12 protein-coding genes are annotated in these 16,194 nt (G+C 72.5%); 7 read left to right on the top strand and 5 right to left on the bottom strand.

Annotation, left to right across the window (positions count from 1 at the left end; genetic code table 11):
- Window positions 1–93 precede the first annotated feature (93 nt).
- From ACFYZ4_RS07095 to ACFYZ4_RS07075, 5 genes are all read left to right on the top strand, one after another.
- Window positions 94–1,431: a hypothetical protein gene (locus ACFYZ4_RS07095; protein WP_390783435.1), complete on the top strand. Its 1,338-nt coding sequence runs from the start codon at window positions 94–96 to the stop codon at window positions 1,429–1,431.
- Window positions 1,428–6,383, top strand: a complete 4,956-nt coding sequence (locus ACFYZ4_RS07090) for a hypothetical protein (protein WP_390783300.1) — start codon at window positions 1,428–1,430, stop codon at window positions 6,381–6,383. The genes ACFYZ4_RS07095 and ACFYZ4_RS07090 overlap by 4 nt, the downstream gene beginning before the upstream one ends.
- A 109-nt stretch (window positions 6,384–6,492) precedes the next feature.
- Complete coding sequence (locus tag ACFYZ4_RS07085; protein ID WP_351295831.1) at window positions 6,493–7,116, top strand: GntR family transcriptional regulator; 624 nt, start codon at window positions 6,493–6,495, stop codon at window positions 7,114–7,116.
- 220 nt (window positions 7,117–7,336) lie between these two features.
- Window positions 7,337–10,021 carry a pyruvate dehydrogenase (acetyl-transferring), homodimeric type gene (gene aceE, locus ACFYZ4_RS07080; RefSeq protein WP_351295809.1) on the top strand — a complete coding sequence of 895 codons (2,685 nt, stop codon included), beginning with the start codon at window positions 7,337–7,339 and terminating at the stop codon, window positions 10,019–10,021.
- Between the two features lie 113 nt (window positions 10,022–10,134).
- A complete protein-coding gene (locus tag ACFYZ4_RS07075) occupies window positions 10,135–10,653 on the top strand; it encodes a DUF4240 domain-containing protein (protein WP_351295812.1) in 519 nt (172 codons plus the stop codon).
- Here ACFYZ4_RS07075 and ACFYZ4_RS07070 read toward each other — a convergent pair whose 3' ends face one another.
- Window positions 10,654–11,424, bottom strand: coding sequence for an SDR family NAD(P)-dependent oxidoreductase (locus ACFYZ4_RS07070; protein WP_390783299.1), 771 nt, complete (start codon window positions 11,422–11,424; stop codon window positions 10,654–10,656).
- Window positions 11,425–11,512: 88 nt separating this feature from the next.
- On the opposite strand from ACFYZ4_RS07070, the gene ACFYZ4_RS07065 reads away from it, so the two are divergent.
- A complete protein-coding gene (locus ACFYZ4_RS07065) occupies window positions 11,513–12,166 on the top strand; it encodes a TetR family transcriptional regulator (protein ID WP_351295817.1) in 654 nt (217 codons plus the stop codon).
- A 120-nt stretch (window positions 12,167–12,286) separates the two neighbouring features.
- Here ACFYZ4_RS07065 and ACFYZ4_RS07060 read toward each other — a convergent pair whose 3' ends face one another.
- Window positions 12,287–12,712 (bottom strand): hypothetical protein, encoded by a 426-nt coding sequence (locus tag ACFYZ4_RS07060; protein WP_351295820.1) that lies wholly within the window; start codon window positions 12,710–12,712, stop codon window positions 12,287–12,289.
- A gap of 223 nt (window positions 12,713–12,935) precedes the next feature.
- Window positions 12,936–14,345, bottom strand: coding sequence for a type I glutamate--ammonia ligase (gene glnA / locus ACFYZ4_RS07055; RefSeq protein WP_030707538.1), 1,410 nt, complete (start codon window positions 14,343–14,345; stop codon window positions 12,936–12,938).
- A gap of 184 nt (window positions 14,346–14,529) precedes the next feature.
- On the opposite strand from glnA, the gene ACFYZ4_RS07050 reads away from it, so the two are divergent.
- Window positions 14,530–14,997, top strand: coding sequence for an RDD family protein (locus ACFYZ4_RS07050; RefSeq protein WP_351295823.1), 468 nt, complete (start codon window positions 14,530–14,532; stop codon window positions 14,995–14,997).
- Between the two features lie 266 nt (window positions 14,998–15,263).
- Here ACFYZ4_RS07050 and ACFYZ4_RS07045 read toward each other — a convergent pair whose 3' ends face one another.
- Window positions 15,264–15,962 carry a DUF4191 domain-containing protein gene (locus ACFYZ4_RS07045; protein ID WP_351303333.1) on the bottom strand — a complete coding sequence of 233 codons (699 nt, stop codon included), beginning with the start codon at window positions 15,960–15,962 and terminating at the stop codon, window positions 15,264–15,266.
- 9 nt (window positions 15,963–15,971) lie between these two features.
- Window positions 15,972–16,169: a hypothetical protein gene (locus ACFYZ4_RS07040; protein ID WP_215013833.1), complete on the bottom strand. Its 198-nt coding sequence runs from the start codon at window positions 16,167–16,169 to the stop codon at window positions 15,972–15,974.
- Window positions 16,170–16,194 lie beyond the last annotated feature (25 nt).

Raw genomic sequence — 16,194 nt, 5'->3', positions numbered from 1 at the left:
CCCGGAATTTTCCCGGGACGGGGGCGCCGTCGTCTTCCCGCCCCTACCGTGGTGGTTCCGGCAGAGCGGGGCGGGACGCAGGGGGGCGTGAGCATGGACCTGGTCGTGGTGGTGCCCGGCATCATGGGGAGCCGGCTGGCGGACGCGGACGGGAGGCCGGTCTGGGACCTGAAGGGCCGCGCGCTGTCACGGGCCATCAGCACCCTGGGCGGCTCGCTCAAGGCCCTGGCGCTGCCGGGCGGCCTCGGCGACGGCCATCCCGGCGACGGGATCCGGCCCACCGGTCTCATGCCGGACGTGCACGTCATACCCGGCTTCTGGCATCCCGTCGACGGCTACACCGACCTGATGGCCTGGTTGGCCGGGACCTTCGGGCTCACCCCGGGCGAGACCCTGCTGGACTTCCCGTACGACTGGCGGCTGTCGTGCCGCTACAACGCCGCACTGCTGAAGCGGCGCGTCGAGGAGGGGCTGGAGCGGCTGCGCGCCGCGTCCCCCGAGCACGCCGACGCCCGCGTGATCCTCCTGTGCCACTCCATGGGCGGTCTGATCGCCCGGCACTACGTCGAACGGCTCGGCGGGCGTGAGACCACGCGCCGCGTGATCACCCTCGGCACCCCGCACCGCGGTTCCGTCGACGCCCTGACCAACCTGGTCAACGGGCTGCGCAAAGGCTGGGGACCGCTCCGGCCGGACCTGACGGCCCTGGCCCGCAGTCTGCCCTCCCTGCACCAGCTCACGCCCGACTACGCCTGCGTGCGCACCCCCGGCGGCCTCGTCCACCCGGCCGACCTCCCCGGCCTGCCCGGGCCCGACCCCGAGCTGCTGGCGGACGCCGCCCGCTTCCACGCCGACCTGCGGGCCGCCGCCCCGGCCGAGGGCCTGGTCTGCCTGGTCGGCATCCGCCAGCCGACGGCGGCCGTCGCCGAGTTCACCGGCGGCCTGCTGGTGACGGAGGCCGAGAGCGGCGACGGGACCGTGCCGCGGCTGGCCGCCCGGCCGGCGGACGCCGACCGTACGGGGTACGCCGTGGCGGAGGGCCACACCCCGTGCGAGCAGCACGGCTCGCTGCACAACAACCGCGGCGTACGGGACGCCCTGTACGGCCTGCTGGACCGCGAGCCGCCGTTCCGCCGGGACGGCGAGCGGACCGCACCGGCGCTCGGGGTCGGCGCGCCCCCGCTCGCCGAGTCCGGCGAGCCGTACGAGGTGCGGGTCCGGGCCGACGGGCACGAGGACCTGCTGCTGACCGCCGAGCTGCGCCCCGCCGACGGCGGTCCGTCGCGCTCCCGCTCGCTGGCCAACCTCGGCGGCGGCCAGTACCGCACGGTGTTCCCCACCCCGTCTCCGGGCGCCCACCGGCTGATCGTCCACGCGGTGGGGCACCCGGGGTCGGCCGTGACGGCGCTGACGGTGGTGAGCGAGGAGTGAGCACCGAGGAACACGACGGCGGCGAGCGCGACGGCAGGGTGCACGACGGCGGGGAGCGCGACGGCGGGGGGACCGTCCTCGGCGTGGTCGTCGAGCGGTACGAGAGTCCGGAGTTCCCGCCTTTGACCGGTGCGACCCGGCAGCTGCAGGACTTGTGCGACCTGCTGGCGGGGTACGGGTTCACCCCCACCGTGGTGACCGATCCCGGCCGGGCGGAACTCGGCACCTCCGTGGCGCGCTGGCGGAACGGCTGGGCGGACGGCGGCACGCACGGCCCCGCCGTGGTGGTGTGGTCAGGACACGGGAAGCTGGTCGCGCAGGAGCCGCACGCGGCGGAGCTGCACCTGATCGTCCGTGACACCCGGCGGGCCCACGACGAGGAGGAGACGTACTCGGCGCGGCGGCTGACCTCCGCCGCACTGGAATGCGGAGCGGACCGGGTGCTGGTGCTGATCGACACCTGCCACGCGGGGGCGGGGGTGCTGGAGTCGCTGCGCAAGGCGTTCCTGGTCCACGCGCAACGGAGTCTGCCGCCGGGCCGGTCGGCCTGGTTCGGGGTCGTGGCGAGCTGCCGCCCGCAGGAGACGGCCGACGGCACCGGCCTGCTCGTGGACGCGGTGACCCGGGTGCTGCGCGAGGGGCCGGCCGCGGGCGGGTACCGGCACGAGTGGAGCCGCCGCAACCGGGAGGTCACCGGGGCGGCCGTGCTGGACGCCGTACAGGAGGGGTGGCCGGCGGATGCCGGGCAGCAGCCGCTCGCCGTGACGCTGGGCCGGGACGGGCCCATGTTCCCCAATCCCCGGGTGCTGCCCGGGGCCGAGGCCGAGCTGGTGGAGCACCTGGTGCGGGCCGCGCGCGGCGCGGAGCGGGTCGAGGAGGGCTGGTTCTTCACCGGGCGACGGCGGGTGCTCGCCGCGATCGTGGCCTGGCTGGAGGCCGGGGAGCCGGGTCTGTTCCTGGTCACGGGCAGCGCGGGCAGCGGCAAGTCCGCCGTGCTGGGCCGGATCTCGACCCTGTCCTCGGAGCGCTACCGGGCCGATGTCATCGCGCACGGTGCGCTGCGCCGGGGCGATCCCGACCCGGGCGTGCACAGGGTGGCGGCCTCGGTCCACGTCCGGGGGCTCACGGTGCGCCGGCTCGCGGACTCGCTCGCCGCGCAGCTGCACCTGGATCCCCCGGCGGCGCCGTCCGCGCTGATCGCCGACATCGAGCGGGAGGGGCGCCGGCCGGTGCTGGTCGTCGACGGCCTGGACGAGGCGGCGCCGGAGCACGCGGCACAGATCGTCGACGAGCTGCTGGCCCCGCTGAGCCGGATGGCACTGGTGCTGCTGGGCTCACGGGACCGGCCGTTCCGGCCGGGGGCCGAGCCGGGCGAGTCGCTCGGCCGGGCGGTCACCCGCCTGCTGGACGCCCGGGCCACGACCGCCGATCTGGACGAGGAGCCCGGCACCGCCGAGGACATCCGCGAGTACGCCCGGCTGCGGCTCCTGGCGGAGGGCGTGCCCGGGGAGCACGCCGCGGACGCGGCGGACGCCGTCGCGGAGCGGGCGGTGGGCGACGCGGGCGGGTTCCTGTTCGCCGGGCTGGCGGTGGGCGCGCTGAGCCGCCGCTTCGCCGCCTCCGGGGCGGACGGCTGGCAGGACGCCCTGCCGGTGTCGATCGCCGCGGGGTTCACGGCGGACCTCGCCGAGGGGCCGGACCCGGCGCGGGCGCGGGACCTGCTGACGGCGCTCGCGTGGAGCCATGGGAACGGCATCCCGGCCCGGGGGATCTGGGAGGCGGTGGCCTCGGCGCTGAGCCCGTCCGGGACCTCGTACGGCCCGCAGGACGTCGACTGGGTCCTGAACGCCCACGGCCGGTACGTGGTGGAGGACAGCGACGGGACGCAGGCCGTGTACCGGCTGTACCACCGGGAGTTCGCGGCCTGGCTGATGGGACCGGACGAGGACCCGGACGCCACGGTGAAGACCTCCTTGCGAGTGCTGCACACGCTGATCGGGCTGCTGCCGGAGGGTTCCGAGGCCCCCAATCCGTATCTGCCGGGCTCGATCCCTGCGTCCGCGATGCTGGCCGGGGAGCAGGGCCCCGTCGCCCTGCGGGCGCTGGCCGACAGCCGCGGCGGGGTGTTCCGCGCGCTGCTGGCCGAGGTGCTCATGGGCCTGTGCGCCGTGCTCCAGCACTTCGGGCAGGGGGCGGACGCGCTGCCGTCCGCCCGGGAGGCCGCGGAGATCCTGCGCGCTCTGGTGCGGGAGGATCCGCAGGCTCACCTCAGCCGGCTGCTGACGGCCCTGAACCACCTGGCGATGTGCCAGGACGGCCCGGGCGCGGTGGCCTCCACCGCCGAGGCGGTGGCCCTGCACCGGCGGTTGGTCGGCGCCTCGGGCGCGCACCGGGCGGAGCTGGCCATGTCGCTGCACAACCTCGCCCTGTACACCCGGTCGACCGGAGACACCGGGGCGGCGCTGGAGAGCGCCGCCGAGGCCGTGCGGATCTATGAGGTACTCGCCGGGGAGACCCCGGAGTCCCACACGGAGCACCTGGCCCGGGCCCTGATCACGCTGGGTGCCCGGCAGGGCCCGACGGACCCCCGGGAAGGGGTCCGGACGTGTGCGCGCGCCGTGGAACTGTACGAGGCACTGGCCCGGGACGCCCCCACCGCGCACCGGGAGGATCTGGCGGACGCGCTCATCGCCCACTCCCAGCTGCTGGGCGAGGCGGGGGACCTCCAGGGGGCGGTGGCGGAGGGCCGCCGGGCCGTCGACGTACTGCGGGACGTCACCGGCGGCATCACGGACGCCCATCGGATCCGGCTGGCGAGCGCCCTGGGCAACCTGGGCGTCCAGCAGGCTCACGCGGGGGACTCGAGGGGGGCGCTGGCGTCCTGCACCACGGCCGTCGGACTGCTCCGGACCAGCGGCAGCGGCCGCCACCCGGCACCCGACCTGTTCATGAGGTTGCTGGCCAACCTGGCCCGGGAGCAGGAGAAGGTCGACGACGTGGACGGGGCCCTGGCCAGCATCACGGAGGCCGTGGGGATCTGCCGGGACTTGGCCGAGCACGACCCCCGCAAGCACGGTGAGATGCTCACCCGGCTGTCGGTGAGCCTCGCGGCCCACCTGTGCGCGGCGGGACGGCTCGGGGAGGCGGCGGCCACCTCCGAGGAGGCCGTACGCGACAGCCGGGAACTCGCGGCGCGCTCCCCGGTCACGCACCTTCCGGGCCTCACCCTCGCGCTGAGCAACCTCGCGATCATCCGGTCGCGGCTCGGCGACTCCGCCGGGGCGCTCGCCGCCGGGGCGGAAGCGGTGGCACTGGCCCGGTCCCTGGCCCGGGACGACCCGGACGCCCATCTCCCGCAGTTCGCCGAGACCGTGATGAACCAGTGCGTGGAACTGTCCGCCGCCGATCCGGAGGCGGCGCTGGCGGCGGCCAGGGAGGCGCTGGAGGTCTACCGGGTCCTCGTCGGGCGGCATCCCGGCGCCCATACGGAAGGCCTGGCCCGGACCCTGACCGGCCTCGGCACGCTGCTGTGGCAGCGTGGGGAACGGGAGGAGGCGCTCGCGGCCACCGCCGAGGCCGTGGAGTTGCTGCGCCGCCTGGTCCGGGAGAATCCGGGCACCCAACGCCCGCTCCTCGCCGAGGCACTGGCCCGGCTGGCCGAACAGTCGGCGGAGACCGGAGCGACGCGGGCCGCCCTGGACGCCGCCGCGGAGGCCGTGGAGCTCACCCGCGCCCTCGCCGCGGCCGGCCCGGCCTCGTACCGGGCCGCACTTCCCGCGCGGCTGTGCGCGCTGGGCGTGTTCCGGGCGGCGGCCGCGGACACGGCGGGGGCACTGGCCGCGGTCCGGGAGGGGGCGGAACTCGCACTCGCCCCGGCCGTGGAGGATCCGGCATCACATCTGGGCCCGCTGGCCGAGGCGCTGGGACTCCTCGGCGTGTTCGCGCCCCCGGAGGAGGTGCTCGGCGCCCATCTGCGGGCCGAGGCGGCGCTCGCCGGGGTGCCGGGCGCCGCGTGGCTGACCTGCCAGCGCGGGTCGTTCCAGCTCTCGTTGCCCGATGCCGAGCCGGGGGTGCGCACGCTGCTGGCGCTCGCCTCGCCGCGTCATCCGGCCGGCGACCCGGATAACCGCCCGACGCTGTACGCGCGGCAGCGGCTGCGCGCGTACCGGCCGCTCGTCAGCAGGCTTCTGGGAGGTGTGGTCCCGCCGTGGCTGCCGGTGCGGCAGGAGCTGGTCGAGCTCGCCGGGGGGTGGGTGGCGAGCGCCGACTGGGCGACGGCCCGCGCCGTGTGGGAGGAGTACGCCGTGCTGCTCTCGACGCCGCACGCCGGGCTCGCCCTGGAGGAACTGGCGCTGGCGGACGGGACGGCGGGGCTGTACCTGGCCGTCGCCCGCGAGGCGGCGCGGTCCGGCGCCGCGGCGGCGTTCGGACCGTACCTGGTCCGCGAGCGGCTGGAGCACTGGATGGCGCTGCCGACGTGGGAGGAGTCCCGCGCGTACCTGACGGCCCACGCGGCGGACCTCGCACGGGCGCGGACGCCCGGCTCCGTCGGCGCCCCGGGCGCGTCGGACTCGGAGCGCGTGCACCAGGCCCTCCTCGTCCTGGCGGCGGCGACGGGGATCTCCGCCGCCTACGCCTGTGTCGCGGACCCGGACGCGCTCCGGGAGCGGTGGCGGCGCGAGCTGGCCGTCGCGGAGCCGGACTTCGAGGTGCTGGCGGGTCTGTGCGCGCTGGAGGAGTGCGTGCACGGGCAGGGGTTCGCGGCCGGTGTCCATCTCAGGACCGCGCACGTGCTGGCGGGGCGGCGGCACGGCTCGATTCCCTCACCCGCGCCCACGCAGGCCGAGCGCGAGGCGGCCGTCGCGGAGCTGGCCGGGCTGATCCCCCTGCGGGCGGGGCACGCGGCCGAACTGGGCGCCCTCATCAGCGGTGTCCTCGGGGGTTTCCTGTAACCAGCCTCACCCGGCGTCCCTGACGGGGAACGCAACAGGTCGGCCTGCTCCGCCGTATTGTCTACGCATCAGAGCTCTGCACGCCCCCACAGGAGATGAAGACCGGATGATCACCCCACCCGTCGTGCACTCGCTGCGCGAGCAGATCCGCGAGCACATCGTGGAGGGGATCGTCAGCGGGCGCTGGAAGCCCGGTGAGCGGATCGTCGAGCGCCGGATCGCCGTGGAGCTGGAGGTCAGCCAGACCCCCGTACGGGAGGCCCTGCGCGAGCTGGAGACCCTGCGGCTGATCGAGTCGGCGCCGAACAAGGGCGTGCGCGTACGGAACCTCTCCGCGGCCGACCTGGAGGAGATCTACCCGGTCCGGGCCGGCCTGGAGCAGATCGCGGCCGAGCTGGCGGCGCCGCGGCTGGCGCTCGACTGCACGGCCCTGGAGCCGCACGTGGCGGCCCTGTGGGAGGCCGACCGCATCGAGGACGGCACGGCGCAGGTGCGGCACACGGTGGGCTTCCACCGGGAGATGGTGCGGGCGGCCGGGAACAGCGTGCTGCTGCACACCTGGGAGAGCCTGGGCATCGAGGTGTTCACGGCCCTGTCGATCCGCTGGCTCGGAACCGTCCAGAAGTCCTACGCCGAGGAGCACGAGGCCCTGGTCGAGGCGTTCCGCAGCCAGGACCCGGACATCGGTCTGCTCGTGAAAAGGCACGTCCTGGGGTGCGCCCCGAGGGCGTGAGCCGCCCGTCTTGCCCCCATTTGACCGGCACCGCGTGCCTTTCTTCCTGGCACGCGGTGCCGACTTTCGTCAGATGGACGTTTCTTTGTCACTTTTATTTGATCGATCATCGATCAGCGATTTACAGTCGTCGCGGACCTCAACCAGGTCCACCGGCCCTGTCCTGCCCGTCAGGGATTTTTTCACCACCTCTCCATTACCCGGAAGGCGGCGCACAGCGATGTCCGACCCCGTAGGAAAGCTTCCGAGCGAGCTCGACCAGCTCCCGGACCGCGACACCGAGGAGACCGCCGAGTGGGCGGCCTCCCTCGACGCCGTCGCCAAGGCCGCCGGTACACGCCGGGCCGAATACCTGCTGCGTCGCACCCTCCAGCACGCCGAGGCCGCCGGCCTCGCGCTCCCCAAGCTGCTGGAGACGGACTACGTCAACACCATCCCCACCGCCGCGGAGCCCGAGTTCCCCGGTGACGAGGCGATGGAAGCCAGGATCACCGCGTGGAACCGCTGGAACGCGGCCGCCATGGTGACCCGCGGCTCCAAGTACGGCGTCGGCGGCCACATCGCCACCTTCGCCTCCGCCGCGTGGCTGTACGAGACCGGCTTCCAGCACTTCTTCCGCGGGAAGGAGGCCGACGGATCGGGCGACCAGCTCTACATCCAGGGCCACGCCTCCCCCGGCATCTACGCCCGCGCCTTCCTCGACGGACGCATCTCCGAGCAGCAGCTCGACAACTTCCGCCAGGAGTCTGGCGGCAACGGCCTGCCGTCCTACCCGCACCCGCGGCGCCTGCCGTGGCTGTGGGAGTTCCCGACGGTGTCCATGGGCCTCGGCCCGCTGTCCGCGATCTACCAGGCGCGCTTCAACCGCTACCTGCAGAACCGCAGCATCAAGGACACCGCGAACTCGCACGTCTGGGCCTTCCTGGGCGACGGCGAGATGGACGAGCCCGAGTCGACCGCCGCCCTGGCCCTCGCCTCCCGCGAGCAGCTCGACAACCTGACCTTCGTCATCAACTGCAACCTGCAGCGCCTCGACGGTCCGGTTCGCGCCAACTTCCGCGTCGTCCAGGAGCTGGAGGCCCAGTTCCGCGGCGCCGGCTGGAACGTCATCAAGTCGCTGTGGGGCTCCGCCTGGGACGAGCTGTTCCAGCTCGACACCACGGGCGCCCTGGTACGCCGCCTGCGCGAGGTACCGGACGCGCAGTTCCAGACATACGCGACCCGCGACGTGGCCTACATCCGCCAGCACTTCTTCGGCGCCAACGCCGAGCTCGTGCAGCTGGCCGGTGTGCTCTCCGACGCGAAGATCGCCGAGTGCTTCCACAGCTCCCGCGGCGGCCACGAGCCCCGCAAGGTCTACGCCGCGTACAAGGCCGCCCTGGAGCACAAGGGCGCGCCGACGGTCATCCTCGCGCAGACCGTCAAGGGCTACACGCTGGGCGCCGGGTTCGAGTCGAAGAACGCGAACCACCAGATGAAGAAGCTGACGATCGACGAGTTCAAGGACATGCGTGACCTCCTTGGCCTCCCGATCCCGGACAGCGCCTTCGCCGACGGCCAGGTCCCGTACGGCCACCCCGGTGCGAACAGCCCCGAGGTGCAGTACCTGAACGAGCGCCGCGCGGCGCTCGGCGGCCCGGCCCCGGCCCGCAAGGTCAAGCAGGTCGCCCTGCCGGCTCCGGCCGACCGCTCCTTCGCCCCGCTGCTCAAGGGTTCCGGCAAGCAGGAGATGGCCACCACCATGGCCTTCGTCCGCCTCGTCAAGGACCTGATGCGGGACAAGGAGACCGGCAAGCGCTGGGTGCCGATCGTCCCCGACGAGGCCCGCACCTTCGGCATGGAGTCCCTCTTCCCGTCGGCCGGCATCTACTCGCCGCTCGGCCAGACGTACGAGCCGGTCGACCGCGACCAGCTCATGTACTACAAGGAAGCCAAGGACGGCCAGATCCTCAACGAGGGGATCACCGAGGCCGGCGCCATGGCCGACTTCATCGCCGCCTGCACGTCGTACGCGACGCACGGCGAGCCGATGATCCCGTTCTACATCTTCTACTCGATGTTCGGCTGGCAGCGCACCGCCGACCAGATGTGGCAGCTCGCCGACCAGCTCGGCAAGGGCTTCATCGTCGGCGCCACCGCCGGCCGCACCACGCTGACCGGCGAGGGCCTCCAGCACGCGGACGGCCACTCGCACCTGATCGCGTCCACGAACCCGGCGTCGCTCAACTACGACCCGGCCTTCGCGTACGAGATCGCGGTGATCGTCAAGGACGGTCTGCGCCGGATGTACGGCGAGACGCCGGAAGACGTCTTCTACTACCTGACGGTCTACAACGAGCCGAAGGTGCAGCCCGCGATGCCCGAGGGCGTCGAGGAAGGCATCCTCAAGGGCCTGTACCGCTTCAACACCGCGGCGGACCTGGCGGAGGCGGCCCCGGCCGCCGACGCACCGAAGGTCCAGCTGATGGCCTCCGGTACGGCGATCCACTGGATCCTGGAGGCGCAGCGGCTGCTGGCCGCCGACTGGAACGTGTCGGCCGACGTCTGGTCCGCCACCTCCTGGGGCGAGCTGCGCCGCGACGCGCTGGAGTGCGACGAGGCGCTGCTGCGCGGCGAGGTGCGCACCCCGTACGTCACCCGCGCGCTGGAAGGCGCCCAGGGCCCGGTCCTCGCCGTCTCCGACTGGATGCGTCAGGTCCCGGACCAGATCAGCCAGTGGGTGGAGCAGGACTACACCTCGCTGGGCACGGACGGCTTCGGTCTGTCCGACACCCGTGAGGGCGCCCGCCGCCACTTCGGTGTCGATGCCCAGTCGATCGTGGTGGCCGCGCTGGCCCAGCTCGCCCGCCGCGGCGAGGTGCCGGCGTCCGCCGTCAAGGAGGCCCGGGAGCGCTACGGCCTCTGAGGCTCCGAGTCACCGCCGGAAGGCCGGTGTCCACCCCCGCGGGGGTCGGACACCGGCCTTTCGCCGTATGAGCGGTGGCGGCGCGGGGGCGCACCCGTGATGCTGGAGCGGTGATGGACGAGACGGAGTTCTGGGAGATCGTGGACCGTACCCGCGAGGCCGCCGACGGCGACCCCGAGGAACACGCCGAGCTGCTCGTGGAGCGGCTGGCCCAGCTCGACCCGGACTCCGTCCTCGACTTCGCGCGGCACTTCGAGTCGCGCTACAACCGGGCGTACACGTGGGACCTGTGGGGCGCGGCCTGGGTGCTGCTCGACGGGGCGAGCGACGACGCCTTCGACTACTTCCGCTGCTGGCTGATCGGGCAGGGGCGGGAGGTCTTCGAGGGCGGGGTGCACGATCCGGACCATCTCGCGGAACTGCTCGGCGAGTTCGACGAGGAGATCGACGGGGACGGCGAGGAGCTGGGGTACGCGGCCGACGAGGCGTACGAGCAGCTGACCGGGGCGGTGGCACCGGACCTGGGCGTCCCGCTGCAGGCGGCGGAGCCGGAGGGCGCCCCGCTGGACTTCGAGAACGAAGCCGTGCTCGCGGAGCGCTTCCCCCGGCTGTGGGACCGGTTCCGCGCCTGATCAGTAGTGGGTGCCGCCGTCGATGCGGATCTCCGTACCGGTGATGAAGGCGCCGTCCTCGGAGCCCAGCATCGCGACGACGCCGGCCACGGTCTCGGGGCCGGCGAAGCCCTGGCCGAGGGCCGGGGCGAGCTTGGCGAACAGGCTCCAGTCGGTGTCCTCGGGCAGGCCGGGGCCGTTGCCGGTGGTCATGCCGGACTCGATGGAGCCGGGCGCGACGCAGGTGAAGCGCAGACCCTGCTTGCTGTACTCGGCGGCCAGCGCGTGGGTCATGGACTGGATGCCGCCCTTGCTGGCCGCGTAGGCGGACATGTAGGGGTGCGCGAAGGACGCCGAGGTGGAGCTGAAGTTCACGACGGCCGGCCGGTCGCCCGCCAGCAGGGCCGGGAGCGCCTCGCGGATCATCAGGAAGGTGCCGGTCAGGTTGACCCCGATGACCTGGTTCCACAGGTCGAGCGTCGTCTGGTGGGTGTGCGCGGAGCGCAGGATGCCCGCGGCGTTGACGAGCACGTCGATCCCGCCGAGGGCGTGGACCGCGGCGGCCACGCCCTCCTTGACCGCGTTCTCGTCGGATATGTCGAGGACGGCGGTGGTGAGCCGGTCCTGGTGGCCCTCGGCGGCCGCGTGGTCGGCGGTGACCTTGAGTCCGGCCTCGCTGACGTCCACGGCGTGGACCAGGCCACCCTCGGCGAGGATGCGGTGGGCGGTGGCGCGGCCGATGCCGGAGCCACCGCCGGTGATGAGGACACGACGTCCTTCGTAACGGTTCATGGCGCGAGCGTACCGAAGACATGGCACGTTTTGCCATGCTGTCAGTAAATGTCACTACCTTGTACTGCGGGAGGTTACGCTTCACCCCGTGAGATCCCCTCGTCCGTACTCTCCCCAGGCCGGCCCCGGAGCCCAGTCGCTGACCGAGCGCCGCAAGGCCGCCACCCAGCTCGACATCGCCCGCGCCGCCTGCGAACTGTTCGCCGAACACGGCCCCGACGGCACCACCGCCGAGGACATCGCCCACCGGGCGGGGGTGGCACTGCGCACCTTCTACCGCTACTTCCGCAACAAGCAGGAGGCGGTGGCGCCGCTGCTCGCGGGCGGCGGTGACGCCTGGCGCGCGCTGCTGGCCGAGGAGAACCCGGGTACGCCCCTCACCGAGGCACTGGAACGCGCCGTGACCCGGTCGCTGAGCGGCCCGCAGGCGGTCGAGGAGGGCCTGGAGGTGACCCGCGGCCTGCTGCGCGCGGCGGCGGGGGACCAGGCCCTGCGGGCGGTCTGGTACTGCGTGAACCAGGACTCCGAGGAGCACCTGGTCCCGGTGATCGCCCGGCTGGCCGGGCCGGAGGCCGATCCGCTGGAGGTCCGGCTGCTCGCCGCGGCGGCCACGGACGCGATCCGCGTCGCGCTGGAGCTGTGGTCGACCACGGACGCACCCGTCTCGGGCGCCGGCTCCCCCGCCGAACTCGCGGTCCGCTGCCTGCGGGACCTCACAGGCGCGATGCCCCTGCTGCGCTGAGTTCAGCGCGACAGGGGCACCGGCCCGGGCCCGCGGCCCAATGTGTCGTGCGCGTCGTACGTGGCGTGTGCCTCGTACGTGTCGTGCGTGTCGTGCGTGTCGTAGGCGTCCCGGTCCGTCTCAGTGGCCGCCGCCCCAGCCGCTGCCGCCGCCGTTGCCACCGTCGCCACCACGACCGCCGCTCCAGCCGCCGCCCCCACCGTCGCCGCCGTTGCCGCCGTCGCCACCGCGGACGCCGCCCCACCCGCCGTCGCCGCCGTTGCCGCCGTCACCGCCGCGACCGCCACCCCAGTTGCCCCAGTCGCCGTTGCCGCCGCGGCCGGAGTCGTTCCAGTTCGAGTCACGCCAGTTCGAGTCGTTCCAGTTGTTCCAGTGGTGACGTCCGCTGTAACCGCCGACTCCGCCGTCGTCCCAGCACCAGCTCGGACGGTCACGCCAGTCCCGGTTGCAGCATTCGTCCCAGCGCCCGTCGCGCCAGTTGTTGTCGGAGCACCTCCAGCCGCCACCCCCCGTGGGGGTGCTCGCCGACGCACTGGCGACCGGCATCAGGCCGATCGTGAGTCCGGCCGCCCCCGCCAGGCATGCTGCAACGATCCTTCGGCGCATCTTCATGCACCTCCGTACGTGTCTCGCTTATACGGCATTTAGGTCATTCCACCCTCGCCCTCCCCCGCTGCCCTGTCAAAGCGAAAGGCCCCCCGCCGCTCTCCGTGGAGAGTGGCGGGGGGCCTCCCATCAGGCATGACGCTCGTTTGCGAGCGGTCGCGACCTAGAGGTCGAAGTACAGCTCGAACTCGTGCGGGTGCGGACGCAGCGCGATCGGGGCGATCTCGTGCGTGCGCTTGTAGTCGATCCAGGTCTCGATCAGGTCGGGGGTGAAGACACCGCCGGCCAGGAGGTACTCGTGGTCCGCCTCCAGGGCCTTGAGGACGTCCTCGAGGCTGGTCGGGACCTGCGGGACGCTCGCGTGCTCGTCGGGCGAGAGCTCGTAGAGGTCCTTGTCGATCGGCTCCATCGGCTCGATCTTGTTCTTGATGCCGTCGAGGCCCGCGAGGAGCAGCGCCGAGAAGGCGAGGTACGGGTTCGAGGACGGGTCCGGCGCGCGGAACTCGACGCGCTTGGCCTTCGGGTTCGAGCCCGTGATCGGGATGCGCATGGCGGCGGAGCGGTTGCGCTGCGAGTACACCATGTTGACCGGCGCCTCGAAGCCCGGCACCAGGCGGTGGTAGGAGTTCACCGTCGGGTTGGTGAACGCCAGCAGCGACGGGGCGTGCTTGAGGATGCCGCCGATGTAGTAGCGCGCGGTGTCCGACAGGCCCGCGTAGCCGGCCTCGTCGTAGAACAGCGGGTCGCCGTTCGCCCACAGCGACTGGTGCACGTGCATGCCCGAGCCGTTGTCACCGAAGATCGGCTTCGGCATGAAGGTCGCGGTCTTGCCGTTGCGCCAGGCGACGTTCTTCACGACGTACTTGAAGAGCATCAGGTCGTCGGCCGCGGCCAGCAGCGTGTTGAACTTGTAGTTGATCTCGGCCTGGCCACCGGTGCCGACCTCGTGGTGCTGACGCTCGACCTGGAGGCCCTGGGCGTCCAGCTCGAGGGAGATCTCGGCGCGCAGGTCGGCGAAGTGGTCGACCGGGGCTACGGGGAAGTAACCACCCTTGTAGCGGACCTTGTAACCACGGTTGTTCTCCTCGGAGCCCGTGTTCCAGGCGCCGGCCTCGGAGTCGATGTGGTAGAAGCCCTCGTTCGCGGAGGTCGCGAAGCGCACGCTGTCGAACACGTAGAACTCGGCCTCGGGGCCGAAGAACGCGGTGTCGGCGATGCCGGTGGAGGCGAGGTACGCCTCGGCCTTCTTCGCGATGTTGCGCGGGTCGCGGCTGTAGGCCTCACCCGTGATCGGGTCGTGGATGAAGAAGTTGATGTTGAGCGTCTTGTCCTTGCGGAACGGGTCCAGCCGCGCGGTGGTGATGTCGGCGCGCAGCGCCATGTCGGACTCGTGGATCGCCTGGAAGCCGCGGATCGAGGAGCCGTCGAAGGCGAGCTCCTCGGCCGGGTCGAACGCCCGCGCCGGGATGGTGAAGTGCTGCATCACACCAGGCAGGTCGCAGAAGCGGACGTCGACGAACTTGACGTCGTTCTCCTCGATGTACTGCTTCACTTCGTCGGCGTTCTGGAACATCCAACTCCTCCTACTCCCGGCCCCGGGGCAGGGCGGGCTTTATAGCTCGTGGTGCGTCAGTGCGGTGCCGCACGCTGACCCGACCATAAGCACAAGGGATTTCTCAAGCATGACCCATTTGTTTCGCACAAGTTAACCAGGGTCCCGTCGGAGTGCCGTGAGGCGCCACCGGTACCGTGGTCGGGTGGACAACAGACAGGCAATCGGATCCTGGCTCTCCGGCCCCCGCGCGGCCGCCGAGGAGATGGGCGTCGACTTCGGCTATCCGGGTCAGCGGCTCGGCCTGCCGCAGCAGGGACCCGGCTCGGTGGCACGTTTCGGGCGCCGGCTCGGCGCCGTCGCCATCGACTGGATCGGCTGCCAGCTCATTGCGTACGGGCTGATCACGGGCGGCAACGTGGCCGCGGCGGGCAACTGGACCCTCTGGCTCTTCCTGGCCCTGAGCGTCCTGACGATCGGCACCGTGGGCTTCACCCCCGGCAAGCGGCTCCTCGGCCTCCGGGTGGTCTCGGAGAACGGCGGCCGCCTCGGCGTCGGCCGGGTGCTCCTGCGCACGCTGCTGCTGGCCCTGGTCATCCCGGCGCTGATCTGGGACCGGGACGGCCGCGGCCTGCACGACCGGCTGGCGCGCGCCGTCCAGGTCCGCATCTAGGACCCGGAGCACAAGACGACACAGGGGCGGCCCCCGGGCGGGGGGGGGGGGGGGGCCCCCCGGCGCGCCCCCCTTATAAAGCGCGCGGGGCGGGGGCAAGGGGAGCCCCGCGGCCAAAGACAGCGCCGGGGGGGGGGGGGGGGGCGGGGGGCGGCCGGGGGGCCGCGGCCGAATGGGGGCCCCCCCCCCCCCCCCCCCCCGGCCCCCCCCCCCCCCGCCGGCCCGGGGGGCGCCCCTGTGTCGTATACGAAAATCAGGTCAGCGGGTCAGCGCATCTTCCCGCCGCGCGGCATCTTCATGCCCTTGGGCATGGGGCCCTTCGGCAGCGGCATGTTGCTCATGAGGTCACCCATGGCACGCAGCTTGTCGTTGACCGCGGTGATCTGCGGCCCGGTCAGCACGCGCGGCAGCTTGAGCAGCGTGGTGCGCACCTTCTTGAGCGGCACCTCGCCCTCGCCCGTGCCCACGATGAAGTCGTGCACCGGCACGTCCGGCATGATCCGGGCCAGCTTCTTCTTCTCGTTCGCGAGCAGCGGCTTCACCCGGTTGGGGTTGCCCTCCGCGATCAGCACGACGCCGGCCTTGCCGACGGCCCGGTGGACGATGTCCTGCTGCCGGGTCATCGCGACGGCCGGAGTGGTCGTCCAGCCCCGGCCCACGTTGTCCAGTACGGCCGCGGCCGCGCCCGGCTGTCCCTCCATCTGCCCGAAGGCAGCCCGCTCGGCACGTCGTCCGAAGACGATCGCCATCGCGAGGAACGCCACGAGGAAGCCCAGGATGCCCAGGTAAAGCTCGTGCCCGATCAGGAAGCCGATCGCAAGAAGGACACCGAAGGTGACAATTCCCACGCCCGCGACGATCAGACCGACCTTCGGGTCGGCCTTGCGCGTCATCTTGTACGTGAGGGCGATCTGCTTCAGTCGCCCAGTGTTCGCAGCAGTCTCTGCGTTTGACTTCCTCGCCATACAGCGAGTTTACGTGGCCTGCGGGGTTCGGGTAGCCGCGGCCTCAAGTACGTGTTCGGTTTCGACCCGATCCTTGGCCCTGCGGCGGTCTTCGAGCACCGCCGTCCAGGCGTTCCGGCGGGCGCCGCTCATCAGCAGCGACTCGATGCCCCGGAAGGCGTCGGAGAGGGACGGGATGGCGATGGCGCGTACGGGCGCGGCCTGCATGATGTCGATCCCTTTCACGGAACTC

The sequence above is a fragment of the Streptomyces sp. NPDC001513 genome, assembly GCF_042894695.1.
GTDB lineage: Bacteria > Actinomycetota > Actinomycetes > Streptomycetales > Streptomycetaceae > Streptomyces.
The sequence above is the reverse complement of the archived record's forward strand: the minus strand, read 5'-3'. Positions and strand labels throughout refer to the sequence as shown.